Origin of the sequence: Alkalilimnicola ehrlichii, from assembly GCF_003399765.1 — a bacterium.
In the GTDB taxonomy this organism is placed as follows: Bacteria; Pseudomonadota; Gammaproteobacteria; order Nitrococcales; family AK92; genus AK92.
Genome location: NZ_NFZV01000016.1, coordinates 62,120 through 86,376 on the forward strand (window position 1 = coordinate 62,120; position 24,257 = coordinate 86,376).

34 protein-coding genes and 2 pseudogenes are annotated in these 24,257 nt (G+C 57.6%); 19 read left to right on the forward strand and 17 right to left on the reverse strand.

What is annotated here, in order from left to right; genetic code table 11:
• Positions 1–28 precede the first annotated feature (28 nt).
• The 3 genes from CAI21_RS14855 to yfbR are packed head-to-tail and all read left to right on the forward strand — an operon-like array spanning position 29 to position 1,679.
• A complete protein-coding gene (locus CAI21_RS14855; RefSeq protein ID WP_116303007.1) occupies positions 29–580 on the forward strand; it encodes a permease in 552 nt (183 codons plus the stop codon).
• Positions 577–1,074, forward strand: a complete 498-nt coding sequence (locus CAI21_RS14860; RefSeq protein WP_181919454.1) for a hypothetical protein — start codon at positions 577–579, stop codon at positions 1,072–1,074. The genes CAI21_RS14855 and CAI21_RS14860 overlap by 4 nt, the downstream gene beginning before the upstream one ends.
• A gap of 14 nt (positions 1,075–1,088) precedes the next feature.
• Complete coding sequence (yfbR, locus tag CAI21_RS14865) at positions 1,089–1,679, forward strand: 5'-deoxynucleotidase (RefSeq protein ID WP_116303008.1); 591 nt, start codon at positions 1,089–1,091, stop codon at positions 1,677–1,679.
• Between the two features lie 51 nt (positions 1,680–1,730).
• On the opposite strand, the gene CAI21_RS14870 is transcribed toward yfbR, so the two are convergent.
• Complete coding sequence (locus CAI21_RS14870; protein WP_116303009.1) at positions 1,731–2,534, reverse strand: DUF3014 domain-containing protein; 804 nt, start codon at positions 2,532–2,534, stop codon at positions 1,731–1,733.
• A gap of 169 nt (positions 2,535–2,703) precedes the next feature.
• Here CAI21_RS14870 and CAI21_RS14875 point away from each other — a divergent pair, with 169 nt between their 5' ends.
• Positions 2,704–2,943, forward strand: a complete 240-nt coding sequence (locus tag CAI21_RS14875; protein ID WP_116303010.1) for a DUF2795 domain-containing protein — start codon at positions 2,704–2,706, stop codon at positions 2,941–2,943.
• 43 nt (positions 2,944–2,986) lie between these two features.
• Here the strand turns inward: CAI21_RS14875 and CAI21_RS14880 are convergent, their stop codons facing one another.
• Positions 2,987–3,886 carry a DMT family transporter gene (locus CAI21_RS14880; protein ID WP_116303011.1) on the reverse strand — a complete coding sequence of 300 codons (900 nt, stop codon included), beginning with the start codon at positions 3,884–3,886 and terminating at the stop codon, positions 2,987–2,989.
• Positions 3,887–4,293: 407 nt separating this feature from the next.
• On the opposite strand from CAI21_RS14880, the gene CAI21_RS14885 reads away from it, so the two are divergent.
• Both CAI21_RS14885 and CAI21_RS14890 read left to right on the forward strand, forming a co-directional pair.
• Positions 4,294–5,160 (forward strand): NAD(P)-dependent oxidoreductase, encoded by an 867-nt coding sequence (locus tag CAI21_RS14885; RefSeq protein ID WP_116303012.1) that lies wholly within the window; start codon positions 4,294–4,296, stop codon positions 5,158–5,160.
• 17 nt (positions 5,161–5,177) lie between these two features.
• The gene (locus CAI21_RS14890; RefSeq protein WP_116303013.1) at positions 5,178–5,972 is read left to right on the forward strand and encodes a TIM barrel protein; all 795 of its coding nucleotides are present in this window, start codon (positions 5,178–5,180) and stop codon (positions 5,970–5,972) included.
• 277 nt (positions 5,973–6,249) lie between these two features.
• Here CAI21_RS14890 and CAI21_RS14900 read toward each other — a convergent pair whose 3' ends face one another.
• Together CAI21_RS14900 and CAI21_RS14905 are read right to left on the reverse strand one after the other, a co-directional pair.
• Positions 6,250–7,170: a nucleotidyl transferase AbiEii/AbiGii toxin family protein gene (locus CAI21_RS14900; RefSeq protein ID WP_116303014.1), complete on the reverse strand. Its 921-nt coding sequence runs from the start codon at positions 7,168–7,170 to the stop codon at positions 6,250–6,252.
• Entirely contained in the window at positions 7,167–7,904 is a 738-nt protein-coding gene (locus CAI21_RS14905) for a type IV toxin-antitoxin system AbiEi family antitoxin domain-containing protein (RefSeq protein ID WP_116303015.1), read from the reverse strand. Before CAI21_RS14905 ends, CAI21_RS14900 begins: the two co-directional genes overlap by 4 nt.
• A gap of 172 nt (positions 7,905–8,076) precedes the next feature.
• Between CAI21_RS14905 and CAI21_RS14910 the strand changes: the two are divergent.
• A pseudogene (locus CAI21_RS14910) lies at positions 8,077–8,269 on the forward strand (MutS N-terminal domain-containing protein); the annotation flags it as partial.
• Positions 8,270–8,330: 61 nt separating this feature from the next.
• Here the strand turns inward: CAI21_RS14910 and CAI21_RS14915 are convergent.
• From CAI21_RS14915 to CAI21_RS14960, 10 genes are all read right to left on the reverse strand, one after another.
• Complete coding sequence (locus CAI21_RS14915) at positions 8,331–8,510, reverse strand: hypothetical protein (RefSeq protein ID WP_116303016.1); 180 nt, start codon at positions 8,508–8,510, stop codon at positions 8,331–8,333.
• Positions 8,507–8,644, reverse strand: a complete 138-nt coding sequence (locus tag CAI21_RS14920) for a hypothetical protein (RefSeq protein WP_220348412.1) — start codon at positions 8,642–8,644, stop codon at positions 8,507–8,509. The genes CAI21_RS14915 and CAI21_RS14920 overlap by 4 nt, the downstream gene beginning before the upstream one ends.
• Positions 8,645–8,917: 273 nt before the next feature.
• Positions 8,918–9,043 (reverse strand): hypothetical protein, encoded by a 126-nt coding sequence (locus CAI21_RS25055; RefSeq protein ID WP_258868133.1) that lies wholly within the window; start codon positions 9,041–9,043, stop codon positions 8,918–8,920.
• A complete protein-coding gene (locus tag CAI21_RS14930; RefSeq protein ID WP_116303017.1) occupies positions 9,040–9,249 on the reverse strand; it encodes an addiction module protein in 210 nt (69 codons plus the stop codon). Before CAI21_RS14930 ends, CAI21_RS25055 begins: the two co-directional genes overlap by 4 nt.
• A gap of 321 nt (positions 9,250–9,570) precedes the next feature.
• On the reverse strand, positions 9,571–10,281 hold the full coding sequence (locus tag CAI21_RS14935) for a hypothetical protein (RefSeq protein ID WP_116303018.1): 711 nt from the start codon (positions 10,279–10,281) through the stop codon (positions 9,571–9,573).
• 107 nt (positions 10,282–10,388) lie between these two features.
• Positions 10,389–10,742 carry a hypothetical protein gene (locus CAI21_RS24055; protein ID WP_220348422.1) on the reverse strand — a complete coding sequence of 118 codons (354 nt, stop codon included), beginning with the start codon at positions 10,740–10,742 and terminating at the stop codon, positions 10,389–10,391.
• A gap of 38 nt (positions 10,743–10,780) precedes the next feature.
• On the reverse strand, positions 10,781–11,473 hold the full coding sequence (locus tag CAI21_RS24060; RefSeq protein WP_220348424.1) for a hypothetical protein: 693 nt from the start codon (positions 11,471–11,473) through the stop codon (positions 10,781–10,783).
• 127 nt (positions 11,474–11,600) lie between these two features.
• Positions 11,601–11,948, reverse strand: a complete 348-nt coding sequence (locus CAI21_RS14945; RefSeq protein ID WP_116303019.1) for a hypothetical protein — start codon at positions 11,946–11,948, stop codon at positions 11,601–11,603.
• Between the two features lie 59 nt (positions 11,949–12,007).
• Positions 12,008–12,199 carry a hypothetical protein gene (locus CAI21_RS14950; RefSeq protein ID WP_116303020.1) on the reverse strand — a complete coding sequence of 64 codons (192 nt, stop codon included), beginning with the start codon at positions 12,197–12,199 and terminating at the stop codon, positions 12,008–12,010.
• A gap of 450 nt (positions 12,200–12,649) precedes the next feature.
• Positions 12,650–13,564, reverse strand: coding sequence for a HEPN domain-containing protein (locus tag CAI21_RS14960; protein ID WP_116303021.1), 915 nt, complete (start codon positions 13,562–13,564; stop codon positions 12,650–12,652).
• 334 nt (positions 13,565–13,898) lie between these two features.
• Here CAI21_RS14960 and CAI21_RS14965 point away from each other — a divergent pair, with 334 nt between their 5' ends.
• The 4 genes from CAI21_RS14965 (at position 13,899) to CAI21_RS25060 (ending at position 16,837) form a co-directional block, all read left to right on the forward strand.
• Positions 13,899–14,816: a DMT family transporter gene (locus CAI21_RS14965; protein WP_116303022.1), complete on the forward strand. Its 918-nt coding sequence runs from the start codon at positions 13,899–13,901 to the stop codon at positions 14,814–14,816.
• An 88-nt stretch (positions 14,817–14,904) separates the two neighbouring features.
• Positions 14,905–15,438, forward strand: coding sequence for an SMI1/KNR4 family protein (locus tag CAI21_RS14970; protein ID WP_116303023.1), 534 nt, complete (start codon positions 14,905–14,907; stop codon positions 15,436–15,438).
• 48 nt (positions 15,439–15,486) lie between these two features.
• Positions 15,487–16,086, forward strand: a complete 600-nt coding sequence (locus CAI21_RS14975; protein ID WP_116303024.1) for a Crp/Fnr family transcriptional regulator — start codon at positions 15,487–15,489, stop codon at positions 16,084–16,086.
• Between the two features lie 79 nt (positions 16,087–16,165).
• Positions 16,166–16,837: a cysteine hydrolase family protein gene (locus CAI21_RS25060; RefSeq protein WP_258868134.1), complete on the forward strand. Its 672-nt coding sequence runs from the start codon at positions 16,166–16,168 to the stop codon at positions 16,835–16,837.
• Positions 16,838–17,065: 228 nt separating this feature from the next.
• Here CAI21_RS25060 and CAI21_RS26060 read toward each other — a convergent pair.
• Positions 17,066–17,908 (reverse strand): annotated as a pseudogene (locus tag CAI21_RS26060) (LysR family transcriptional regulator); the annotation flags it as partial.
• A 136-nt stretch (positions 17,909–18,044) separates the two neighbouring features.
• Here CAI21_RS26060 and CAI21_RS14990 point away from each other — a divergent pair.
• The 3 genes from CAI21_RS14990 to CAI21_RS15000 all read left to right on the forward strand — a co-directional run bounded on the left by CAI21_RS14990 (position 18,045) and on the right by CAI21_RS15000 (position 19,883).
• Positions 18,045–18,260, forward strand: coding sequence for a hypothetical protein (locus CAI21_RS14990; protein ID WP_116303025.1), 216 nt, complete (start codon positions 18,045–18,047; stop codon positions 18,258–18,260).
• Between the two features lie 97 nt (positions 18,261–18,357).
• Positions 18,358–19,059 carry a type 1 glutamine amidotransferase domain-containing protein gene (locus CAI21_RS14995; protein ID WP_116303026.1) on the forward strand — a complete coding sequence of 234 codons (702 nt, stop codon included), beginning with the start codon at positions 18,358–18,360 and terminating at the stop codon, positions 19,057–19,059.
• 281 nt (positions 19,060–19,340) lie between these two features.
• A complete protein-coding gene (locus CAI21_RS15000) occupies positions 19,341–19,883 on the forward strand; it encodes a trimeric intracellular cation channel family protein (RefSeq protein WP_220359388.1) in 543 nt (180 codons plus the stop codon).
• A gap of 52 nt (positions 19,884–19,935) precedes the next feature.
• On the opposite strand, the gene CAI21_RS15005 is transcribed toward CAI21_RS15000, so the two are convergent.
• The gene (locus CAI21_RS15005; RefSeq protein ID WP_181919455.1) at positions 19,936–20,352 is read right to left on the reverse strand and encodes an ester cyclase; all 417 of its coding nucleotides are present in this window, start codon (positions 20,350–20,352) and stop codon (positions 19,936–19,938) included.
• A 108-nt stretch (positions 20,353–20,460) separates the two neighbouring features.
• Positions 20,461–21,315, reverse strand: coding sequence for an SDR family oxidoreductase (locus tag CAI21_RS15010; protein WP_116303028.1), 855 nt, complete (start codon positions 21,313–21,315; stop codon positions 20,461–20,463).
• A 283-nt stretch (positions 21,316–21,598) separates the two neighbouring features.
• Between CAI21_RS15010 and CAI21_RS15015 the strand changes: the two genes are divergently transcribed.
• From CAI21_RS15015 to CAI21_RS15030, 5 genes are all read left to right on the forward strand, one after another.
• Positions 21,599–22,351: a HEPN domain-containing protein gene (locus tag CAI21_RS15015; protein WP_116303029.1), complete on the forward strand. Its 753-nt coding sequence runs from the start codon at positions 21,599–21,601 to the stop codon at positions 22,349–22,351.
• Positions 22,348–22,488: a hypothetical protein gene (locus CAI21_RS23245; protein ID WP_181919456.1), complete on the forward strand. Its 141-nt coding sequence runs from the start codon at positions 22,348–22,350 to the stop codon at positions 22,486–22,488. The genes CAI21_RS15015 and CAI21_RS23245 overlap by 4 nt, the downstream gene beginning before the upstream one ends.
• A gap of 6 nt (positions 22,489–22,494) precedes the next feature.
• Positions 22,495–22,956, forward strand: coding sequence for a glyoxalase superfamily protein (locus CAI21_RS15020; RefSeq protein ID WP_258868142.1), 462 nt, complete (start codon positions 22,495–22,497; stop codon positions 22,954–22,956).
• Between the two features lie 115 nt (positions 22,957–23,071).
• Positions 23,072–23,710, forward strand: coding sequence for a glutathione S-transferase family protein (locus tag CAI21_RS15025; RefSeq protein WP_116303031.1), 639 nt, complete (start codon positions 23,072–23,074; stop codon positions 23,708–23,710).
• Between the two features lie 125 nt (positions 23,711–23,835).
• A complete protein-coding gene (locus CAI21_RS15030; RefSeq protein WP_116303056.1) occupies positions 23,836–24,204 on the forward strand; it encodes a DUF3703 domain-containing protein in 369 nt (122 codons plus the stop codon).
• Positions 24,205–24,257 lie beyond the last annotated feature (53 nt).

Genomic DNA, 24,257 nt, shown 5'->3' on the forward strand with positions numbered 1-24,257 from the left:
TTTCTTTCTCTAGGCAGTAAGCAACGCGATGGCAGACACCTCGGAGCGCAGCGACTCGCCGTCGCGGCCGCGACTGATCGACAAGACAACGGTCTTCTTCACCCTGATCGCACTGGCCTCCGGGGCCGGGGTATGGTGGGTACACGGCCCATCGACCTTTCAAGCCACGCTTAACGAAGGGCTTATTCTACTCGCCTTAATCCTGCCGGTAATCGCTGCTGCAATGCTGATCGGCAGTTACGTGCAACGGTTGATTCCGCAAGCGATCATCGAACGCTGGCTTGGCAGCCGCAGCGGCCTGCGCGGTTACCTCGTCGCCACCCTGGCCGGCGTCGTCACGCCCGGCGGCCCGTTCGCGGCCTTCCCCTTGGTAGTGGCGTTGTATCGCGCCGGCGCGGCCTTCGAGATCTGCATCGTCTACCTTACCGCCTGGGCCTTGCTCGGCATCCACCGCATTCTGATTTGGGAAATCCCCTTGCTGGGCTTCGACTTCGTTGCCGTGCGCGTTATCGTCTCGCTGCCCTTACCGCTGGTTGCCGGCTTGCTTGCCCGCCGCATCGTCCGAGGGCCACGCCCATGATCACGGCTTATGTGACTGTTTTTATCGTCCTCGGCCTGTTAATCGTTGCCGAACAACGCCGCCCCGCGCCGGATCACCGCGCTGCCGTCCACGACGGCTGGCGGCAAATGCTACCGATCTTGCCGAAGCTGCCGCCGGCGATACTCGCCGGCATGTTCCTCGGCGCTTTATTGCCCGAGGAATATGTCGGCGCGGTATTGGGCGAGAGCAGCGGGCTGCTCGGTATCGTCGTGGCGACGATTATCGGCGCGGCGCTACCCGGCGGCCCGATGATCTCTTTTCCGCTCGCAGTCGCCCTGTTTAGCGCCGGGGCCGGTATGCCGCAAATGGTGACACTGATTACCGCCTGGTCCGTCCTGGCGCTACATCGGGTGCTCGTCTTCGAACTACCGCTCATGGGCGGCGCCTTCGTCAAGCAACGCCTGCTGGCCAGCGTCTTACTGGCGCCGCTAGCCGGCCTATTAACCGAACTCATTATCCGCTTAATGCCATAACCGAGAGACATCGCATGAGCAGCCACTTTTTCGCTTATTTAAGTAAACTGCGCTGGATTCGCCGTTGGGGTCTCAAACGCAATGCCATTGACGAGAATGTCATGGAGCACTCCTGGGAAGTCGCCACCCTTGCCCACGCTTTGGCGCTGATCCACAAACGCGACTTCGGTGGTCAGGTCGATCCCAATGCAGTCGCCACCGCCGCGCTCTACCACGATGCCTCGGAAGTCATCACCGGCGACCTGCCAAGCCCCGTCAAATACCACAACCGCGACATCACCCAAGCCTACAAAGCACTGGAGCGCGCCGCCGAGCGCGATTTATTGAACTTACTACCCGAAAGGTTGCGGCAGGACTACCGCGAACTGCTACTGGAGGATGAGCTTCCGGCTTTGCACCACAAGCTCATAAAGGCCGCCGATACCTTAGCCGCCTATATCAAATGCCAAGCCGAATTGCGTGCCGGCAACCCGGAATTTGCCGACGCCGCCGAAGACCTTCGGCAACGCCTGAGCGCGCTGGACATGCCAGAGGTACACGTCTTCCTCGACACCTTCCTGCCAAGCTATCAGCTGACCCTGGATCAGCTCCTGAATCGGAAATAAGCCGACACCTACGGCGGCAAAGCCAATCCGCCGCCGTAGGCTTCGCTACTATTAATAAGCCGCCTCCGGCGCCGGCTGCCGAACAAGCTCAGCCCGCACCTCGCGGAGCTTGGCCTTAATCCGCTCGGCGTTCTCCGGCCCCATGCGCAACAACACCTTCTGCCCCGCCGAGAGCGATTCCAGCTCCCGGTCCGCAAAACGAAAGCGCACACTCGGCTGCACCAACCTCAACTCGCCTTCCGGCAGCGGCGTTTCCAGCAAATGATCGATAACCTCGATCAGCCGGTTGTTGAAATACGCCTCGGGGAAGCCGATTTCCTCATACGCTTTTTGAAACAGCGGGTAGTACCGCACATAAGCCGCCACCAGTTGCTCGGTATCCAGGGCTTCTAGATTTTCCACCACCGGCCGGTAACGCTCGAAGTTAGCGGAAGCGATACGGAGGGTTTCATCCTCGCCCGCGGTGGCAAATTCGCCTTCCACCGGACGCGCGGGCAGAAACCGCTGCGGCAGCTGATCGTTCGGCAGGTTATCGACCGTCACCACCACTCGACGGACGAAACCGCGCAACACCAACTCCAAGGAGCCGTCGCCCACTAGCTTCGCCAGCGCACGCTCCATCTCCGGGTCGCTCTCATCGAGCTCCGGTAACGCCTCCTCCTCTTCGCCCGGCGCCTGGGCAAGCTCCGGGACCGGATGACGAATCTGCGGCACCGGCTCTTCGGCCGGCACTATCACTGCCCCGCGTGTGGGCACATAGTCAATAAGATCCTCGTCCGAGTCGGAAGGAAACAACCACCAGCCGACACTGACCAACAATACAACTACAACGACGGAGAACAGGCCTTTTTTCATGGTGACCCCACCGTAGATTTAACGCCACAACTACTCAGCATACCTCAGACCAACGATACAAACGGTGCGGCAGCAATCACAGTTTGAACAAAGGCGTTGAGAAATGCCGACCGACACCTAACTGTAAGAAACCTCTGAGCAAGCCAACAGGTAGAGGAGTAAGGACGCCATGTTCGGCAAAGACACCGATCTGGGCACAGATTTAACCAAGGCCCTGCAAGGAATGAGCTTTCCGGCGAACAAAGACGACGTCGTCAAACAGGCCGAGTCGAATCATGCCGACAACGAGCTAATCAACATGCTCAAGCAATTGCCGCCCGACGTTTACCAAAACATACCGGACATCGTGAAGCGGGCGGCCAGCTCCGATGCGGCGGGGTCGATAGCCGGCAAATTCACCCGCCATTAAGGGGACACCGAGGGGCGGCTAGAACAGCCTCCCCTCAGGCCTGTCAGGCGCGCCGCAACAAACGGCTTTTAATCAGCTTACGGACCCAACTCCAGCGGTTAATCACCAATGCCAGAAAAATCAGCAAACAGCCTCCGAATTGCGCCCAGCTCATCACCTCGCTGAACCAAACGGCCGCCAGCAGCGCCGTCCAAATCGGCTCCAGCATCATAATCACCGCCGCGTGGCTAGGCGTCGTCAAGCCTTGCGCGTACACCTGAATGAAAAAACGCAGCGTCGTCGCCAACAACGCGCTGGCCAACAACCAACCAACCACCGCCAACGGCACCTCCGCCGGCCAGGTTTCCACAAACGCCGACACCAGCAAGGCCACCACACCCACCACCAACAACTGAATCGCCGTCAGCGGCACAGCCGGCACCCGCGCAGCTACCCGTGAGTTGATATTGAAAAGAAAGGCGAACATCACCGCCGCGGCAAGGAAAAACGCCTGCCCCAGCTCAATCCGAAACCCCTGATTCAGTGACAACAACCCGAACCCTGCCACCGCCACCGGCAGCGCGACCCAGGTACTCGTCGGCGGCGTATCGCCATACACCCAACGAGCAATCACCGGCACCAGCACGATCCCCAAGCTGGTGATAAAGGCACCCTCCCCCACATGCGTGGCGAAGAACAAGCCCATAATCCAGCACATCATCGCCCCGGAGAACAAGACCCCAACGGCGAAGGCTTCCAACAACGTTCGTCGCGGCAACGCCCGCAACGCCGCCCAACCAAATGCCACCAACACCACACCGGCCAGAAGAAAGCGTAAGCCGAGAAACAACAAAGGCGGCATGCCAAGCAACGCCTCCTTCGAAAACACCCAACCGGCCGCCGCCAATAGCGTGACGACAAGCAGCAACACGTCGGCCTTAACGTGGCGATCCATGGTTGGCATAGAGACTCCCGCCCTTTCGCAGTAGAGGCAGTACCTTACCGCATTCTGCGTTTCGAAAGATTAAATACCCGATTCAACGTAGGCGAATTACCTACAAGAAGATCATCCATTGCTTACAGACTAATTCTCGGGCCGGTGCCACACTTGCCAACATGAATGGTGACCCGAAGGACCGGGAAAGGAAGCGCACCGCCAAGGCTGGCTTAGGGACAGGAAGCCCACAGGGAATCGATCAACAATAAGAAGCGGTGGGGTACTGCCGCCGTTCTTTCAGGCCAGGGTGTTTTACACCCTGGCCTTTTTTATGTAATCCGGCCGCAGCTACTTTTCTATACTTGAGGCTCCATAAGCGAAGGGGCAAGATAACCGCCTTACGGGTATTCTGCCAATCGTAAGGAACAGCAAGCATGACTAGCCAAGTGGCTTTCCTCGGCTTAGGCGCCATGGGTGCGCCCATGGCCAGAAACCTCGCCAATGCCGGCTTCGCCACAAGGGCCTGGAACCGAACGCCAAAGCCTGTCGAACACCTCGAAGCAAACGGCGTCGCCGTCACCGCCGAACTGGCCGCAGCCGTTGCCGGGGCCGAGTTCGTACTTATGTGCGTGCTCGACGACGCCGCCTCCGAAACCGTGCTCTCTCAAGCCCTGCCCCACCTGCAGGCCGACACGATCGTACTCGACCACAGCACCATCGGCGTCGATACCGCCCGCCGCCTCGCCGCGCAAGCCGCCGAAGTCGGCGTTCACTATTTGGATGCACCCGTCAGCGGCGGCACCGCCGGCGCCGAAGCGGGCACGCTCAGCATCATGCTCGGCGGTGCCGCCGCCATCGTCGAACGTTGCGACGCCGTCCTTAACGCCATCGGCGCCCGCTACCAACGCATGGGTCCAAGCGGCAGCGGCCAAGCCACCAAACTCGTCAATCAACTCCTAACCGCCGTCCACTCCGCCGCCGCGGTCGAAGCCCTGAACCTCGGTCGCCAACTCGGGCTGGAGCTCGACGCCTTGCAGGACATTCTCAGCCGCTCCTTCGGCGCCAGCCGCATGCTTGAGCGCACCGTACCGGAATTACAAAAGGGGCAATTCCAATCTGCCTTTACCGTCGACGTACTGAGTAAAGACTTAGGCTTGATCGAACGACTCGGCAAAACCACCGGCACCCCGCTCCCCTTTGGCGAAACGGCCTACCGCCTCTACCGCTCCGGCCAGCAAGCGGGCCTCGGCGGCCTGGACGCAGCCGCCCTCGTGCGCTTACTGGAACCGAAGAAAACTTAAGACCTATAGAGACCCCCATGCCGCACCTCATCGCCAACCTCAGCCTGCTGTTTACCGAACATCCTTTTCTGGAGCGCTTCGCGGCCGCCCGCCGCGCCGGGTTCGATACCGTCGAGGTGCAATTCCCCTACGAATTCCCCCTCGACGACGTGCGCCACGCCCTCGCCGACAGCGGCCTTCGACTGCACTTGATCAACCTCCCCGCGGGCGACTGGGCAGCGGGCGATCGCGGTATTGCCGCCGACCCCAACCGCATCGAAGCATTCCACCAAGGCGTCGCGCTCGCCCTGCTCTACGCCGAAGCACTCGGCGTCCGCCACCTCAACTGCTTAGCAGGCCGGCAGGTAACCACTCCCAGCCGCAAGGTGCAATGGCAAACCCTGCTCGCCAACCTACGCCATGCCGCCACCGAGCTGGCCACCATAGACGCCACCTTACTTGTCGAACCCATTAACCGCCGCGACATCCCCGACTTCTTCCTCGGCACCAGCCAAGAAGCACTGCAACTCATCGCCGAAGCCGAGGTCGACAACCTCCGCCTGCAATACGACATCTACCACATGCAGCGCAGTGAAGGAGAACTCGCCGAAACCCTACGCCGCGCCCTCCCCCGGCTCGGCCACATCCAGCTCGCCGACAACCCCGGTCGCCACCAACCCGGCACCGGAGAAATCAACTTTCGGTTCTTGCTAACGGAACTGGACCGGATGGGCTACCGAGGCTCTGTATCGCTGGAATACAACCCGCTAGGCGACACGGAAAGCTCCCTGAGCTGGATCGCAGAACACGGCTTTGCCCTGCCGGGCAACTGAAACCGGCGCGAGATACGCCGTTTATCGATCCGCTTCCTTCCGCCAGCGCTCAAGCTCCTGCTCGCACAGCACTGCGGAATAATTTCGGTATCGGCTTAGCTATTTCCGCCGCCCTCTGGTTCTGTGGCTGGCTTCAAATTTGGACAAATCGTGCGTTCACACAGCTTGCGGCAAAAAATCTCGACGTCCTAAGTTTGGTTGCGCGGTGACGGTTTCCAGGCAATATTGGAACGTCACAGAATCAAGCAGATATGTTGTCTGCTCGCATGGTGCCCAATTAGGCGACAATGGCTAGCCGGGAGGCCAACCTATCGGCCTGCTCAGCGAATTTCTTCGCATTGGACTTCCGCAACTGCGCCAGATTGTGCAGCTTCCAACGGATGCCCGGCAGTTGCTCAAGGTGCGTAACGCCCATCAACGGCCAATCCGGCTCGCCGGAAACCAGCGAAAGCAGGAATTGCCTTTCGTTCTCATCCAGCCCTTCCGGAAGTTCGCGCATCAAGCGCTCGCGTGTGGCAAGCAAGGCATCGAGCGGTACTGGTTCGGCGGTCATGCCCTCGAAGTTGCGCCGGTAGTCATGCCGGATATCCCGCAGTTGCGGAAACAGCACCTCGTGCACGGGCCGGTTGTGACTGACCAGGTAAACGACGAAGGCACGCCGGATACCGGGCGTGATGCCCTCGTGCTCGAAGAGCTGCATCACGTCAAACAAATCGCGCGGATGCTGTCGGTCCAATGCGGCGACCAGCTTGCCGCCATAGAGATCCTCCAGCGACACCACCGGAATATCCAGATCGGCCATCAAGACATCGCGAGCAATGGGCGCCAGAGAAGCTTGACGCACAGGTTGCACAGTACCGCGCAGCACGAAGTTCGCCTCGATCTTGACCTCAATGCGGTCTCGGCGCACGAGGAGCTTGGTTTCTCCCGCTTCGGCGATCGGTGCGTACGTCTGGAATCCGCGCTTATTCAAGCGTTCGGCGGCCTGCCGGATGGCGTCGTTAATACGTGTCAGCGCCTGGTCACGCGGCAGAGTATGGTCGGTGAAGACCAGATCGATATCCACTGACAGGCGCGGCATGTCGCGCACGAACAGGTTGATCGCCGTGCCGCCTTTGAGTGCAAAGGTACCATCCACAAATACCAGCGGCGCAACTTGCGTCAGCAGACGCGCGGTGTCGAGATAGACCGGGTTCATGGCTTGAGCACCAGCAGGCCGTCGCCGGACCGGGACACCCAGGGGCGGTTACTGCCCGTCGGCAGTTCGTCAGGGTCAAGTTTGGCGGCCCAAGGCAAAGAACTTTCGCGACCAAGCTGGAGACACAGCCGGACAGTCTTGACACTCTTGCAGTGTTGCAGCAGCTCACGAAGCACATCGGCGCGCAGGCTGTAGGCGCTCTCGATGAGCTCCCCGGCCTCCTGCAACGACTGGCGTACCCCAACTTCGCTCAACAGCTCCAGGAGCGCCCTTTCCGGCGACGAGACCTGCGGCGCCCCGCTGCGCTTCTCGAATGGACTGACGTGCAGCAAAGCGTCAGGATGTTCGTCAAAGAGGCGCTTGCGGTGGTACTCGGCCGGAAAGCGCTCGGTGAACCAACCTGGCAGATGCCCAGGAGCCCAGCCATACAGTTGCAACACGGGCTGTTGCGATACGTACTGGCGTACGCCATACCAGTCGAGGGCTGTCTTGCCGCCGACATGCAAGCCAACAAGCTTGCGTTGCAGCAGCAGAAGGCTGGGATGCAACGCCAACGTGTCGTTAGGACGGCAATACACGCCGCGTGCGAGCCGCATGAGCCAGCCCGACCGGACATAGTAGACCGCCAAGTCCGCGGAAATGCCCAATGCAGCCAGGTCTTCTGACATCAACGGCGCCCCTGGTGTCGACCGGGTATAGAGCGCATTTAGTTTACTTCTGTTAATCGTAGTCATACCACGATTAATACACCTTTTCCAAAATCAAGTCTATTTAACTTAGACACAAATGTCGTAGCTAAGACACGATAATAATAACTTTTCCCAAAAGCCAAGCCCGCTCCCTATCCCGCCGGGCGAGAAGAAACCGAATTACCATGCTCTCCTCAGCCGAAATCCGTCCGGGGCCATGAGCGCCTTCGGCATGGGCGATTTCTACGAGTTGTTCTACGGGGACACGCGGCGTGCGGCAGACTTGCTCGACATCACCCTGACCCAGAAGTGGCGAGTCGGTGGCCATCTGTGAGCAGATCGGTGATCCAAGTACTGCGAAAGGGCCGGTGGAGCGCAAGGTGGTGCGTATCGTCCGCCTCGGTCACATCCAGCTCGCCGGCAGCCGGGCAAGCGCTTTGGTCACGTCCAACAAACGCTGCACTTTGGAAGCTAAATAATCGAGGCCTTTTTGGGTAACGTTGAAGTCCAGGTGGTAGCGGGCGGCAATCGGTCCTTAACGGGTAAGTCTTTCGGTTCGATCAGCGGGCCGATGTTGCTGCCTATCAACACGCGCCCCTCACGCTTGATGTCGAGGAAGAAATACCGGCCTTCCCACAGGCTTTGATTCACGTGGCTAAGGCGATGAACAATCGGCCGGACCGACGCCGAGAAGTTCTGCGCGTTCGTGCCCAGTACGGCATCGCCTGATCAATATCGCGGACGACGAAAGCGATCTGGCGTATCTCCCCGAACAGCCGACTCATTATTCTTCCTTCAGTGGCCACCGCAGACATTCATTCTTCATGCATAACGCGGTGTTGAGCCGACGGCCCGCCGCAGGTGGGCCGGTCGGCTCGAACGCCTGGTTATGCTCTTCGCTGCCACCGCTCTGGGTGACGACTGCCATGCATGACGGCTAGCACGATGACCATTGTTTCGTGTATTCGGTAGTAGATGCCGAAGGGGAACTTATGGATCAGCGCTCGCCGGGTGTTGCGGTGGATGACGGGATAAAGATCCGGCTGCTCGCCAATGCCCTACAGCGTGCGAAGCACTTCGTCGAGAAACTGCTGGCCAAGCCCCTCGCGTTGACGTTCATACCACCGTGCAGCCTCTTCGACGTCGCGCTCCGCCTCGCGACGCAACCGGACGTCAAAGCTCATAGCCGCTTGCGGATCCCTGCAAGCACGTCCGCGGCGGGCCGACCAAGGTCACCATCCGCTTCGAAGGTATCAAGGCGCCGGTCCAGCTCGGCGCGCTGCTCATCGGTAAGCGGCAGTGCCGCTTGGTCAGCCGCGATGCTGTCCCACAGCTCTTCGACAAGCCGTATACGTTGCTCGATACTCAGATCTCGTAGGGTAGGATTCATACGCGCCTCCTAGTTAATCCTACAATAGCTCGACAGAAGCGAAGTGGGAACATAACGCAGGACAAACTGGAGCCGAACAGGGTCAGTTCTCACATTGCCACATCACACATCAGGAGTGTTGGATTGTGAGAACTGACCCCGAGTTACGGGCCTCCTCCAGACCCCGCCTCACGACAACGCCCTTGCCCTTCTCCTAGCCTTCGGCTCTGCGATTACCTGGCAAGAGGACTTCCACATCTCTAGTTCCGTGCCATGCTCGGCACACACGTCAAAGCTGAGCCGCGCCAGCTTGCTGGTGTCGGCTCAAGCGGCTTGTTGGGCTCACCTCAACAACACCGACACGACCAGCGAAGCAACTACTGACACTGCTATACCAACAATCACGACCCAGCGGACCTTCTCATCTAACTCATAGCGACCTTGGCCTTGACCTAACGCGAAGACTGCTATCGGGAAGAACCGCGTACGCAACATGTTGAGTATCCACACAAGAGCCGCAAGGCCCGCAAACACTGCTATGACGGCGGCTGTAACAAGAATAGCGCGCCCGACTTCCACTGGCTGTGATTCGCCGGAGCCGCCGCTTACCGTGAGGTTTAGGACTGTGAACGCGAAGAACACGACGGCCAAGACTAAATAAAAAAAGTCGATGCGGGAAATCGGGGAGTACCACGGTTTGATGCCATCGAAAACCTCACCTAGGGTGTTCTTCGCCGAAACGACAACATCTTCAGGGCCGTCTATGGAGACCACAATGGACGATGAATACCGCGCGCCGAGGGTTATAGACGCGCGACGCTCAAACTCCTCGTCGCGAGCGCTAAACGTCAGCGAATTAACCGAGCGTGCGCGAGGATTTTCATAACTAGTCAGCTGATCACGAGAAGTAAAGGTCCGCTGAATACCATCTGCACACGATGCTTCTGCCGTAGTCGGCCCACAGGCCTGCTCAAGAATATCCCACAGCCGGCCCGCGTACTTGGGACAAAGAACAAAAGCATGTTTTTCTTCAAATTTTGCTGAAACCGTCATTATATCCTTCCTACCCAACGCCAGCCACGAGCCGTGGCTGCGAAGCAGCCGTCGCACTCCAGGGCTTTGTTAGGCCTCTTGGTTCTGCTGTTCTTCATAACCCGAGGTCACTCTGGCAAAACCTTCAGAAGTTGCTCCTCAAGATGGGCAACGGCTCCGTCGATTCTCTCTAACAACTGATCGACTTCACCGTAGCCCACCTGCTTTCTATGCAGAAGCACGTCCAAGGCCATACGATCTATGCTACGCCAGTAAGCTGAGGCCTCAAGCTCGGGCTCGCGAGAGAATGCTAGGACCTTCATCGTTGAGCCTTCCCTCGGGACAGAATGAATGTCCCTCGAAATCCGGTAGAGCTTGATGTCATTGGTCCCCACCCAGTTGTCTACCGCGAGTTCGAGGTTGCCGACTTTTAGAGTCGTACCAAGGTCTTCCGAGAGGTTAGCGCCGCTGAGCCAATGCAAGTCCATAGCGCCGTTGAAAGCGAACTGTTTGCACTTGCTTAAGCTGCCCTGCAGCTTCTCGTGAAGTTTTCCTTTATGTCCTTTCTCCCCACGCGTACGCGCTCGGGAAGTCGATTAATTTCGCCATCCGTCAGGTCCCAGAAGGCGTACTTCGCTATCTCAAGCTCAAACGCGCTGACGATGCCAAGCATTCCGATGATGCTGTGGAGGTAAGCTTCGAACTTCGCCTCGGGGCTCAAGGACGAATAAGTTCGATTTATGCTCTGCATTTGTAAGAGAGCGACATACGCCCCGCCGTAGGTGCATCTGGCTCCTTCATTAAGCTCGGAAAACTCGACCTTTCTTTCGGTCGACGACCCGTCATACGCCCTGTGGGTAGCCTCTATGTCGTCCTTGTGGCCCGGCCAGAAGACAGCGCAGAACCGCTCGTACGCCAGTTTGGCGCCCCCAACTCGGCAATCTGGCATCTCATTAACGCCAATGGCAGAGAGAGCGACCGGCGCGCTTTGCAGGATCTGAACGAGAGGAAGAAGCCCAACCTCTTCGGCGTCTCGCAATGTCGGCTCAGGCGGCAGCTGCTCCATCCTTTGGAGCGAGCAATTATCGAGGTTGATTTGAGCCACACGCCCGGTCGTCAGTAGGCTGGCCGCGTACTCCGGCGTAAGTGTCCGATGGACCTCTTCAGGATGACGGCAAGGCTTTATGAAGCGTATTTCTTTGTTCTCTGGCAATGAAAGCACTCCGTGAGGCGATGTCATCGAAGGGCCTAACGCTGCCAACACGCGCAGCTTTGGAGTGGAGGCGAAGCCGCAACGGAAAAGCTGTCGCCGTGCTTGGCTTGGTTAGCGCAGCCCATATTCACAGCTCAAGTTTGCCAATCTTCTTCTCCAGTGCCTGAATATCTTTTAACCAGTCGTCTGGAGAGTGTAGATTGTTGTGCTCTCTGTACTTTAGAAACCCATCTCTGGCAGCCTTGTATGCTTCCAGTGCACTATCTTCCTCACCTACTTTCTCGTAAGCTGCCCCCATCTCTTTAAAGAACAACGGCGTCATGATCTGAATAAATTTGGCCGATCTATCTAAGCCTATGATTTCCTTGCATAGACCTATAACTTGCTCATAGGCCTTTGAACGCTTCGCTTCTTTTAGGTTTTTTCGAAGCTCCTGCCATTGGTCAAACTTCTCCTGGTCAAATTTAACTGCCACATGCTTCAGCCCAGTTTGTAATCAGAACACTACCATCTATATGGCAGACCTCGGCGGCATTAAATCCTTTTATCATAGGGCTTAAGGTTGCCGCTTTCCTCTCGGATCTTGTACTGACGGCGGATCATCTCTTTGCCTTCTTCTAGCGATATCCCGAGTTCTGCACAGTGACCAGGCAAAATGGATTCACCGCCTCCGTCTCGATATGCTAAGTAAACGCTCTCTTCAGTCGTCAATTCAATATCTGGCATTGTCCTTACCCTCAGCTCGATATAGCTCGTTAACAGTGATTAGGCAGTGCGCTTTATCATTGCAAAAACCGCGCGCTTCATGATTCCGCGCTTTTGTTGCCACAACGCCCTACTTATATTTTTTGATTACCAACACTTTAGCGAACTTCCGCGCTCAGCACCATGTGTTCGGCTGACGGCTATGATTCGCGCCAATAATAATACTGTACATTCAGATAGCCACTAAAACAGGAAGCATAGAAATGGCAAGGAAGGCACAGCCGCGTCTGCAAGATCAAGTTCGCGCTGTGATGCGCGTCCATCGCTATCGCATTCGCACAGAAAAGACGGACTGGTGGGATTCGTTACTTCATACGCTTTCGTAACAGGAGGCACTCCAAAGCGTTCCAGAGCGAGTGGGCAGCCAGTCGCTTCAGTTCTCTTCACGCCTCCAGCGAGGCTGGCCCACGCTTATTCCTGAGCTTCCTTTCGCAAGCGCTCCAGCTCCTGCTCGCACAGCGCTTTCGTTACGTCCAGCAGACGCTGCACTTTGGGGGCTAGGTAATCGAGGTCTTCTTGAGTAACGTTGAAATCCAGGTGGTAGCGGGCGGCAATGTAAGCATTGTCGAGTAGCTGGAACATATCCCGCTCTAGCTGCGTGGTGCGCGGGAAGATCTCTTCAAACACCGGGCCGTATTTACGTGCGCTGAGGGCAAGGTAGTCCAGCAAGTGCTCGTTGGGGCAGTACAAGGTATGGACCAGGTGAATGCACTTGTAAGCGGACTCGGTAGCTTGGTTAAGTAAAAAGGACGCGTGGCGGAAATCACCTTCGGTTACGTAGAACTCATAGCCACGGAAAAACTTCTTGCCGGACCCATACCAGTTATCGAAATACTCCCGCGCGATCCGCAGTCGATCCTTAACGGGTAAGTCTTTCGGTTCGGTCAGCGGGCCGATGTTGCTGCCCAACAGCACGCGCCCCTCGCGCTTGATGTCGAGGAAGAAATACCGGCCTTCCCGCAAGCTTTGGTTCACGTGACTGAGGCGATGAACAATGGGCCGGACGGACGCTGAGAAGTTGTGCGCGTTGCAAAACTCATAGAGTTGCCGCCCCAGTTCTGCATCCGATTCCGTGGTGCTATCCGGTACCACGACCAAAATATCGTAATCCGAGGCGTGTCCCGACCACCGCTGCGGGGCTAGGTCTTTCTCTTCCTTGTAGTCCCCTCGGGCATAGCTGCCGTAGAGAATCACTAGTTCCGGCTGCACGGCCTTGTCAATTAGGCCGGCGATCTGCTCTAGTTCCTGCTGTTTCTCGGCCGGCAAGTGGCTTAGCGACGTGCGCATATCCTTATGGCCCAAGCGGTTATATTCCAGCGGCGGCATACCCTCGCCCTCTTCCTTTTTCGTGGTATGGGGGAAGCATTATGTAATAGTGCCATAGGCAAGGGGAGAGGCACAGACCGCAAGCGGAAGGAAGCAAACTGTAAGGCTTTGCTTCCGTTCGACGCCTTAGTGGCCATTAGTTGAAGAGACCGCGCATCATGACGGATAAATTGAGCACTTAAGCACTGAAAGCAGATAACACTCCGCTCCAGCTGATTTCCGGCGGGAGGAACGGGGTCTGAACAGTCAAGTTGGCGACCCAAAGCAGATGTTGTCCACCAGAAGGTTCTACGGTTCGGCAACCGATTGAATTCGAAGGCATAGGACTTGCGAAATGGTACAGCACTCGTCGCCCCCGAGGGGGTTACGTTCAGCAGGAAGCACGGCGGGCTTGGGTACGGTGTTCGTGGTGCTGGCGGCACTCTGCTGGGGGCTATCGGGCGGGATCGGCGGGATTCTTACGGCCGAGGGTTGGAGCCCGGTTGTGGTCTCGTTCTACCGGGGCGCGATCGGGCTGTTGTTCGTTCTCCTCTGGCTAGCGTTGCGCCCAGGCGGCAGCGGATTGGCAAGTAGCCGGTTATGGTTCTGGTCAGTGATCGCCGGGGTGGGCGTAGCTGGCAACTTCTCCTTCTATTTCTTGAGCATCGCGGAGGGCAGTGTCGCGGTTGCGGCGACCCTGATGTACTCCGCGCCGGTGTTCGTCTATCTCGTCTCCTTCGCGTTCAGGCTCGAAAAACCCACGCTATTCAAATGGGCCGCGATCGCAACGGTGATGCTTGGCGTCGTATTGCTGACGGGTATTTACGAGATTGGAGCGGGCGACGTCACGCCCATCGCTGCCGGAGCCGGGCTGCTTTCCGGACTGTCCTATGCGGTATTCATTTTCGGCTTCAAGTATGCAGCACCGCACGGCAGCCCCCAGGCGATTCTCGCGATAGCGTTCGCGGTACTCGTTGGCATACTTGTCTGGTTGGGCGATGCCGAGCAGACGGTGGCGGCGTTGGGCACGCCGAGTTGGCCGCTGTTCGTGGTGTTGGGAGTACTTGGCGCCGGATTATCCTTTATTTTCTACATCGTCGGCCTCAACCGTACCGCACCCGCCGTAGCGTCAATTGTGGCGATGGTCGAACCGGTAAGCGCTTCGCTCTTCGGCGTGGTGGTTTTAAACGAAAGCCTGACCGCAGTACAGATTTGCGGTATGGGACTGATTTTGGTGACGGTTACAGCGCTGAGCGTATATTCGAGCGATTAGAACGAGACTCATACGACCAGAGAGCACGAACGGCCTATATACTTAGGCCCTGCTAGTTAAACGTCTACTCAATCTCTACGGGGAGTTCATGAGGCGAATTTTTGGCGACGTTGACCTGACCGCTTTCTGGAATGAAAGCGAGTACTACGCTCGCGAGTACACCGACGATCCGCTCACTCCCGAGAAGATCAGTTTGGTCGAAGCAGCGCTTGGCTACAAACTTCCGGCGGCTTATATCGAACTGATGAGCAACCGCAATGGCGGAGCGCCGGTAAAGAACTGCCATCGCACGGCCCACCGCACCTCCTGGGCCTCCGATCATGTCGCCGTTACTGGATTCCTATCGATAGGCGCCGCCAAAAGGTACTCGCTCTGCGGTTCGTTTGGCAACCCGTCCATCATCGAGGAATTGGGGTACCCACCCATTGGCATTTACTTCGCGGACTGCCCGTCGGCGGGACACGACATGCTCTGTCTGGATTACAGCTCTTGCGGCCCAGAGGGCGAACCCCGCGTCGTACATGTCGATCAAGAATGGGATTATGCTGTTACTCATGTCGCCGCAAGCTTCGAAGCTTTCGTACGCGGTCTCGAAACAGCAGATGGCTTCCCTTTGGATTAGGGCTGGATGACAGCTGAAGGTTATGCCAAGTACTGAGAGCTACTCCGCATGAGAAGGATGGAAGCGTTAACGCAAGCTATGGCTGAAGACCTTTCCAGCATCCTGCTTGCCAATGGCGTAATCGCTGCGTTGCTCCCTGACGTAGTTCCGCTCTTTCGCCAAGCTCGCATTACCTCGGGTTCGGTAACGTTATCTCCAGGCGAGCGCTGGCACGAACTGATGGTGATCCGTCAAGGCATTTTCAGGCTGTACTACTTGAACTCCGCAGGCAAGGAATCCAATAAGGGGTTTTTCAGCGAAGGACAAATTCTTGCTCCAATGACTCGATCGGCCATTGAGGAACCCTCGCTCTTCTTCGTTGAAGCGCTGACCGATGTTGAAGTCTATAGATGCTGTTATGACCAACTGGCTGCGCTTCTGAATCAGCATCCTGACGGCAACGACTTTTTCCACCGTCTGGCCGAAGGCCTGCTAGAAGACAAAATTCGACGCGAAGTCATGTTTCTTCAGTTAGATGCGAAGGGCCGATATGAGCGGTTCGTAGCCGATTTTCCCGATCTTCACGAGCGAGTACCGCTCCGCCACTTGGCCTCTTACCTTGGCATGACGGATGTAACCCTGTCTCGAATCCGGCACGCGAAAGGCTGACTTATCAAATGTTAAGGTGCCAACCATATGTCTCTATGGAGAATGCTCCTGCCAACCTCATGAATCAGGAGCTTTACCAATGGCATTTCAACGTATTGTCCAAGTACTTATGGCGGGGGTGGCGCTCTCAACTTCCGCTTTGTACGCCGAACCTGTTGAACAATCCAAGTCAGCTTTAGTGATGATTGAGTATCAGAACGAATGGGTTTCGGAAGAAGGCAACCTGCGAAACCTTCTCGTTGAGGACGAGGAGCGTTTCAAGTCAGCCATCCATAGCTCGAAATCTTTATTGGCGGCCGCTCGAAAACAGGGAATAGCAACCATTCACGTGACGCTAAAACCTGATACCCATTACCGTATTTTTGGCGATGCGGCCTTTGGCCTCAGAGCCGCAATACCTGCCGCCAATACCTGGCAAGATGATATGCAGGCTATCCATGCCGATTTCGCGCCGCTTCCAAATGAGCATGTTATAACGGAGAGGACGGGGGCTTCAGGATTCGCTGGCAGCAACCTGGATAGCTTTCTCCGGAATAACGGGATCGATACTTTGTTTTTGGCTGGGTTTGCGACTCACGTGTGTGTGGAATCGACGCTGAGGGAAGCCCACGATAGAGGTTATCGGACCTTCGTGGTCACTGACGCCACTGCCGCCTTCACCGCGGCGCAGCAAATCTATTTTGAAAATGAGGTGCTTCACCATTTTGGCCGCGGGATTAGCGCGAAGCAATTTGGAGAAGTGTTCGAATAATAGCGGTGACAGCATTATAGGGTCGCGTGTCCAAATGTGCCGGCTAGCATGGGTTCCACATATGGACACCGGCCGCATAGCTTTACGGTATCTCCCGGGTAGCAATAGTGCGCGCTCAGCTCTTCGCTGCCCTGATGGCTTCGGCTTCGGCACCGCCTCGGTTCGAACCGCTGCGATTAGATAGTCGACAAACGCTCGAACCCGCGCCGACAGATGTCGGTTCTGCGGGTAGAGCACGTAGAATGGGCGCGACCGCCCTCCTGCTCGCTGCATGACTTCAATCAACCGCCCCTGCCGGGTCGCTTCTGCGGTCACGAAATGGTAAATCTGGAACAGCCCTCCGCCGGCAATCGCCCATCCGACACCGGCCAGGACGTCTTCGTGCACGCGTTGCCTGCTCTGGAAGCTAAAGTCGATGTCATCGCCATTGGCACCACGAAAGATCCATGGCATGGGGCGGCCTGTGCTGGGCATGACGAACTGGATCAAATCGTGCTGGCGTAGATCTTCCAGTGTCTGCGGCCGGCCTTTGCTCTTCAGATAGGCGGGCGCGCCAAAAACGCCTACGCTTGCATCTTCGAGTTTGCGTGCGACAAGCCGCGAATCGCGTGGCTCGCCCAGGCGTATAGCTAGATCGTAACCGTCTTCTACAAAATCGATATTACGATTGGAGACGTTGAGCTCGATCTCAACGCCAGGGTATGCCGACCTGAACCCAGGCAGCAGCGGTACTAAGCGGTGATGCCCGTAAACGGTGCCCACGCTTACTCGCAGTAGACCTTTCGGCTGACTCTGCTGCCCGGTGATAGCGCGCTCGGCTTCGGCGATCTGGTCAAGCGCCTGCTGACACTGCGCGCGGTAGAGTTCGCCGTCGCTCGTGAGCCGAACACTGCGCGTTGTACGATTAAAAAGCCTCACGCCCAATCGAGATTCAAGTCTGCCGATGGAGCGGCTGACCGAGGCAGGTGTCACGCCAAGCGCCTCGGCAGCCGCCGTGAAGCTGCCTAGCTCGGCTGCTTTGCAAAAGAGCTCGATACTGCCGAGCTGAACGGTGTCGAACGCACGCGCCACTTATTCCCTCGTGTAATCAAAGAAGTTCACTTATGTCAGTTTACCCGCTCCCGATGAATCAATAAATTACTCTTGCGACGCGGCACAGTACATTGCCGCCTAAACAATCGCTTGCAATCCACCAGGAAAAAAGAAGATGAGAAAGCTGATCCGGGGTCTTTTGGTTTCATTTATATTGGCGACTTCAACTGCGGCTGGTGCGACTCCCAAGGCTGAAGTCCTCGTCCTGCTCTCCGGCGAGACGGCCCTGCCTCTAAAAGACGGGCAGGCTTCCCGATTCCCGGCCCTGACTGAAGTGGAAAGGGCTGCTACAACTAAAGCGGATACCTCGCCATTTATTCGTCTGAGTTAACGATTAACTTGCGCGAGGAGGCCTTGTTACCCAACAACCAACTCGTTGGCTGCCAATCTACGCGCTCAAAAGCGCAACATTACCGGGAGAACTCGACATGACTCCGAATATTCTGATGATCGTAACCTCCAACTCCCGCATGGGCGAAACCGGCAACCCGACTGGCCTGTGGGCCGAAGAGCTGGCCGCGCCCTATTACGCGCTGGTCGATGCCGGTGCGAAAGTCACCTTGGCCTCCACCGCCGGCGGACCCGCGCCGGTCGATCCGGGGAGCATCAAACCGAAAGGGGAAAACGACCCGGTCGTCGAACGTTTTCTGGAGGACACCGTATTACAGGCCCTGGTTGCCGACACCTCTAAAGCTTCGGACTTCGATGGTGCTCAATTCGATGCTGTGTTCTTCCCGGGTGGCCACGGCACGATGTGGGATCTACCCGTCGACGCGGGGGTAACGGCCGCCGTCGAGCGCGCCTTCGCCGCCAACAAGCTGATCGCCTCGGTCTGCCATGGTGCCGCCGGTCTGGTCACGGCAAAACGCCCCGACGGTCGGCCTATCGTCCAAGACCTGCGCGTGAATGCGTTCACCAATGCCGAAGAAGTAGCAGTGGGCCTGGAGAACGTGGTGCCCTTCATGCTGGAAACTCGCCTGCGCGAGCTCGGCGGCCAGTTCGAGGGAGCTGCCAACTGGCAGGCGTTTGCCATTCATGACGGCCCGTTGATCACCGGGCAAAACCCACAGTCTTCGCACCTAGTCGCCGAATTGCTGCTGAAGGCACTGGGCACGGACTCGAACGCATGATTTCCTGAGCCTGTAGCGATATGCTAATTCGCTATGCATGTGCACCCGTGCCCCCTTCAAGCGAGCCGAGGTTAGACTAGCGAATGGGTATCCCTTCCTGCTTGCGCCGCCTTCGCGGCCAAAGACCGGGGTCGTCCGCCCTCGTTGTAAGGAGCTGACGGCATGACCCTAGACGGCATTCTCTCGCTTGTGCCTGAGTATGTGCAGGTGGTTACCGAGCGGCTGGCAGTAGCGATCTTCGCAATCACCGGCGCCCCAGGAAATTAATCAGCGTCTCCCTAGTGGCCGCGCGCAAGGAGATGGACCCGATCGGCTTCGTTTTTCTGGGCACCGTCACGGGCATTGGCGGCGGCACTTTCCGCGATTTGGTGCTCGGCGCCCCGGTGTTCTGGACCCAAGAAACGGCCTATCTGTGGACCTGCATCGGCGCGTCGCTAGTAACCTTCTGGGCGGCGCGGCTACTGGCCAGCCGCCTACGCGCCCTGCTGTGGTTGGATGCCGTCGGGCTTGCTATGTTTGCCGTGGGCGGCACGCAAAAGGCCGCGCTCCTGGGCGCGCCGGCCGTTGTCTGTGTGTTAATGGGAGTGATGACAGCCACCGTCGGCGGCTTGCTGCGCGACATCATGGCGGGCAGTAAGCCGCTACTGTTCCACCGCGAGATTTACGCTACCGCCGCTATCGCCGGCGCGGCGACCTATCTGGGGCTACGCCATGCAGGCCTGGATGAGATTGTCGCTGCGCTGGCCGGCTTTGCCGCCGCCTTCGGCGTGCGCGCTTGCGCCATCGCCTTCGGCTTGTCGATGCCGAACTACAAGCAAAGCTAATCCTGAAGGCGAAGAGCGACGGAATCGTTTGCTGTCCGCCCTCCGGCTCTGGTCAGTGCGTAGTGGCGAGCTGTGCGGCAATGCTGCTCAGGTCATAGTAGCGACGCTCCTCGGCAATCCTGTCGCCGTCGAGCCGGCCGAACAAACCGATGCTCATAGCCACCCGCTTGCCGCTAGGGGCAAGTTCGCCGTCAGGCGTGATGAGCGGCCCCTTGTGCGTGCCGGTCATAGCGATCTCGCAGGCGTAGCGGTCGCCCTCCTCCAGTATCGCTCGCATTTCCACCTCCAGATCCGGGAAGGTGCGGAGCCAAGCGGCTAAGTCGTCGCGGATAGCTTCGCGGCCCCGGAGGGGTTCGGAGTACATGGGATCATGGACGACGGCATCCTCGGTATAGCGATCTGTCATATCGGCAAGGCTATGCCGTTTGAGCGCCTCGACTTCCTGGCGCACGACGTCTGTGGTGGACATGTTCGGCCTCCGTGTCTGCATGTACGCCCGCGCCGGTTGGCCACGGACAGGTTCTCAGTGCGGACGGCCATGCATCACGGCAAGCGAGGAAGCCGAAGCGATAGCCGTTTATTGGAATCGCTCAAGGTGATCCGCCACAAACCTCTCGAACGGGATCGGAGGATGCCCGGTCACCGTCTCGACGCCCAAGGCTAAGCCACGTCCGCTCCCCTCCCGGTATGCTTGGAATAGATCAATCAGGGCACTTGCATAAAAGTCCGGCACTCCTGCCGAGGTCATCGCCTTGAAAGCGGCTGCATCAGGAACAGGAACGTAGCTGACGGGTTTCCCGAGGGCATGAGAAAGGATCGCGGCCGCCTCAGCATAGCTTATCGCCGCGGGTCCGGAGAGTTCATAGGCCATTCCATCGTGGCCGGGGGTCGTCAGAACCCGTGCGGCAACCCGCGCGACGTCTCTGGCGTCGACATGACTGATGCGTGCGTCCGCGGCAGGTTGATAGATGACGCCGTGCTCCTTAATGGTGGCCGCATCGTGAATGAAGTTTTGCATGTAGCCGTTAGGACGGAGAAACGTCCACCCGAGGCCGGACTCTTCGATCGCGCGTTCCACCGCGCGATGCATGGATGCGATCTGATACTGCTCGAGCGGCGCGCCCCACGCCGACAGCTTGACGACTCGCCTGACGTTGGCGGCGCGAGCGGCATGCAGCAGGTTCAGCTCCCGTTCGCCCTGTCCGCGAACGCCGGTGCCGAGCAAAAAGACCGTGTGGATGCCGTCGAGCGCCGGCGGCAACGTGTCGGGTACAGCGAAGTCTATCGCCACGCTGTCGATGCCGGCACGATGGGCCGCTTCGGCTTTCTCCGGCGAATGATAAGCGGCGCGAAAGGTACACCCGTCCGCCCGCAGGAGTTCGGTCAAGATGCTCCCGATCGTGCCACCCGCTCCCGTGATGAGTATGGACATAAGGCCTCCAGTAAAATCGACGCTTCAACGTCGTGACGCTTGGCGTCATAAGCCTGGACAGTTTTTCGCGGCCGAACCATATCTAAACGTGCGAATTTCTGACCCAATCGTCCGAGCGATGGATTTACTCAGCGGTCTTCTATCCGATTTGCGCCTCCGCGAGAAGGCGAGCGCAACGATGCTCTTGAGCTCCCTAATTCTTGTTTGTCAACGAATAGCCGTATCGGCCAATGCTTAACCCACTATTATTTCCTTAAGATCTTCAATCTGTAAGAATCGAGGCTTGTTCTTATCGAGAGACCCGCTGGACATCATGAAAACGGATATTTCCCACCTGCCGGATAATAAGCAGCGCGAGCTGCGCTTGGTCGTAGAAACCATCACTGCCTTGGTGGACGTGGAACTGATCATCCTGTTCGGTAGCCACGCCCGCGGTAATTGGGTAGAGGATAGCTACGTCGAAGGGCACATCACCTACGAGTACCGCAGCGACTACGATTTGCTGGTGGTCACCGATCTGGTACGGACGAAGAAATCCAAACCGCTATGGAGCAAGGTCGAGCAACGACTGCATAAACATCCGGCCTTAAAGACCTGGCCGAATCTGATGGTGGAAGACTACCGACCGCTGCAAAAACGCTTGCGGGAAGGGCATTATTTCTACTCGGACATTTACCGGGAAGGTATCTTGCTCTATGAGAGCGGGCGAATTGAGCTAGAGCCACCGGGCAAGCTGGATGCCGAAGGGCGCCGAGCGCAAGCCGAGGAGGACTTCGAGTTCTGGTTTGGCAGCGCCCAAGGGTTCTTTAATCAGTTTCGGCTTGCCCTCGATAGCGGAGAGCTGGCCATAGCGGCTTTTCTGCTTCATCAGGCTACTGAGCGTTTCTATAACGCGGTTATCCTGGTCTATACCGGCTATAAGGCGAAAGAGCACAACTTAGAAAAACTTATTTCGCACGTCTCTCGTTGCGATCCGCGTTTTTACCGCTTTTCCCACAGGTTACCGACGACGATAAGCGGCGCTTCAAGCTTTTGAAGAAAGCCTATATCGATTCTCGTTATGACAAAAAGTACGCGGTTACCCGCGAGGATCTAGATTGGCTCGGCGAACGTGTGGAAAAGCTGCAAGCATTGGCGGAGCAGTCTTGCCGGGAGCGGATTCAAAACTTTTAACGCAGGCTGAGGCATAGCTGGTTATCGGTAAGCGCAAGGCGTTCGGCCGCTCGCGGCCGGACTCCTGCGCGCGCCACAGAGGCGAGGAGACTCGGTGGAATGAACTTCGGAAAAACGACGCCGATCCTTCGTATCTTCGATGAAACGAAGGCGAAGGAATTCTATGTTGGATTCCTGGGCTTTAAAGTGGATTGGGAGCACCGGTTTGCCGAGGGAATGCCGCTGTACATGCAGATCTCGAAGGATGGCTGCATTCTGCACTTGTCGGAACATCATGGCGATAGCTGTCCGGGCGCGGCTCTCCGCATCGAAACCGGCGAGGTCGAGCGTTTCCACCAGCAGCTTGTCGCTGCGGGTTATGCCTACGCCAAGCCAGTACTTAAGGAGATGCCCTGGGGGAGCAAAGACATGTCGGTAACCGATCCGTTCGGGAACAAGCTTACCTTCACCAACTCGATCGGCACCTAAGGCGTGAAACCAGAGCCCGATCTTAATCGGCGGGCTTCGGCCCAAATTGTGCTCGCCCCGTTTACCGCTCTGGCGGAGCACGCTAACTAATCGCCTTAACGAGAGAAGACACTCTATGACCGAGCTGGTCCTCACCACTTTCGATTGGGTTCCCGAGATGCCGCGGGGCTATGTGCGCGATATACGTGTACGTTGGGCATTGGAAGAGGCCCGGTTGCCCTACAGCGTCGAGAGCGTGCCTTTTCGCGCTCGCGCTGCCGCGCATTTCTCAAAGCAACCTTTCGGGCAGGTACCATGGCTAACCGATGGCGACATCTCAATCTTCGAAAGCGGTGCGATCCTGCTCCATCTGGGCGAGCGTAGCGACGCGTTGATGCCTACCGATCCGCGCAGTCGCAGCGAGGTTATAGAGTGGCTCTTCGCTGCGCTCAACTCGGTCGAGGCGGCAAGCCTGCCCTGGTCCCTATTCAAGTTCTCCGGCGACACCACCGAAACGCCGGGGCGAACGCATCTGGATGAGTTCCTCAAGGCCCGGCTGCAACATATGGAAAAGGTATTGGCAGAGCGCGAATGGCTAGCCGCTACTTTTTCCGTCGCCGATATACTGATGGCGGATGTACTGCGCCTGGTCGACCGATTCGACGGGTTGGCGAGACACCCTGCTTGTCGCGCCTATATCGCACGCGCCACGGACCGCCCTTCCTTCCAGAAGGCGTATGCGGACCAGATGGCGCATTTCGCGGCGGCAGACTAAGAAAACCGGCACCTGTTTTCACTACAGATTACGCATCCTAATGAACACAAAGCACTAGACCGCGGCTACGGCGGACAATTTCGCCACCATTGAATTTCGCGTTGTTGCCTACCGAGGAGATCAAGATGCATCGTCGTTTTTCGCGAAACATTGCTCCCTACGTCGAAGCGGAGTTGGCTAATGCCCGCCAGGCCAGGCTAACCGACGATACGGCACGGGAGTTTGCGCATTTGGAGCGAGCCCATGTGCTTGGGCAAGAATCCACCTACTGGCACGTCAAGGTTCATCTGCTGATGCTGACGTGGGCCATACGCAACCGTTCAATTAGAGAAATGCTCGGCCAGATAGTGCGAGTCGTTGGCGCGGCCACTAAAACGGCGCTCGGGCTAGTGCCACAAGGTAATACCGGTGGCGCGAATGTCAGCCCGTTCAGGAAAATGCCCATTACCCCGGATTTAGCCGCTTTGCTTCGCAAGGCGAAGTCCGGCGTATAGCAAGCGCTCGGACGTCCCGTTTTAGTTCCATGCGGTTTAGATGGGGGCATTAA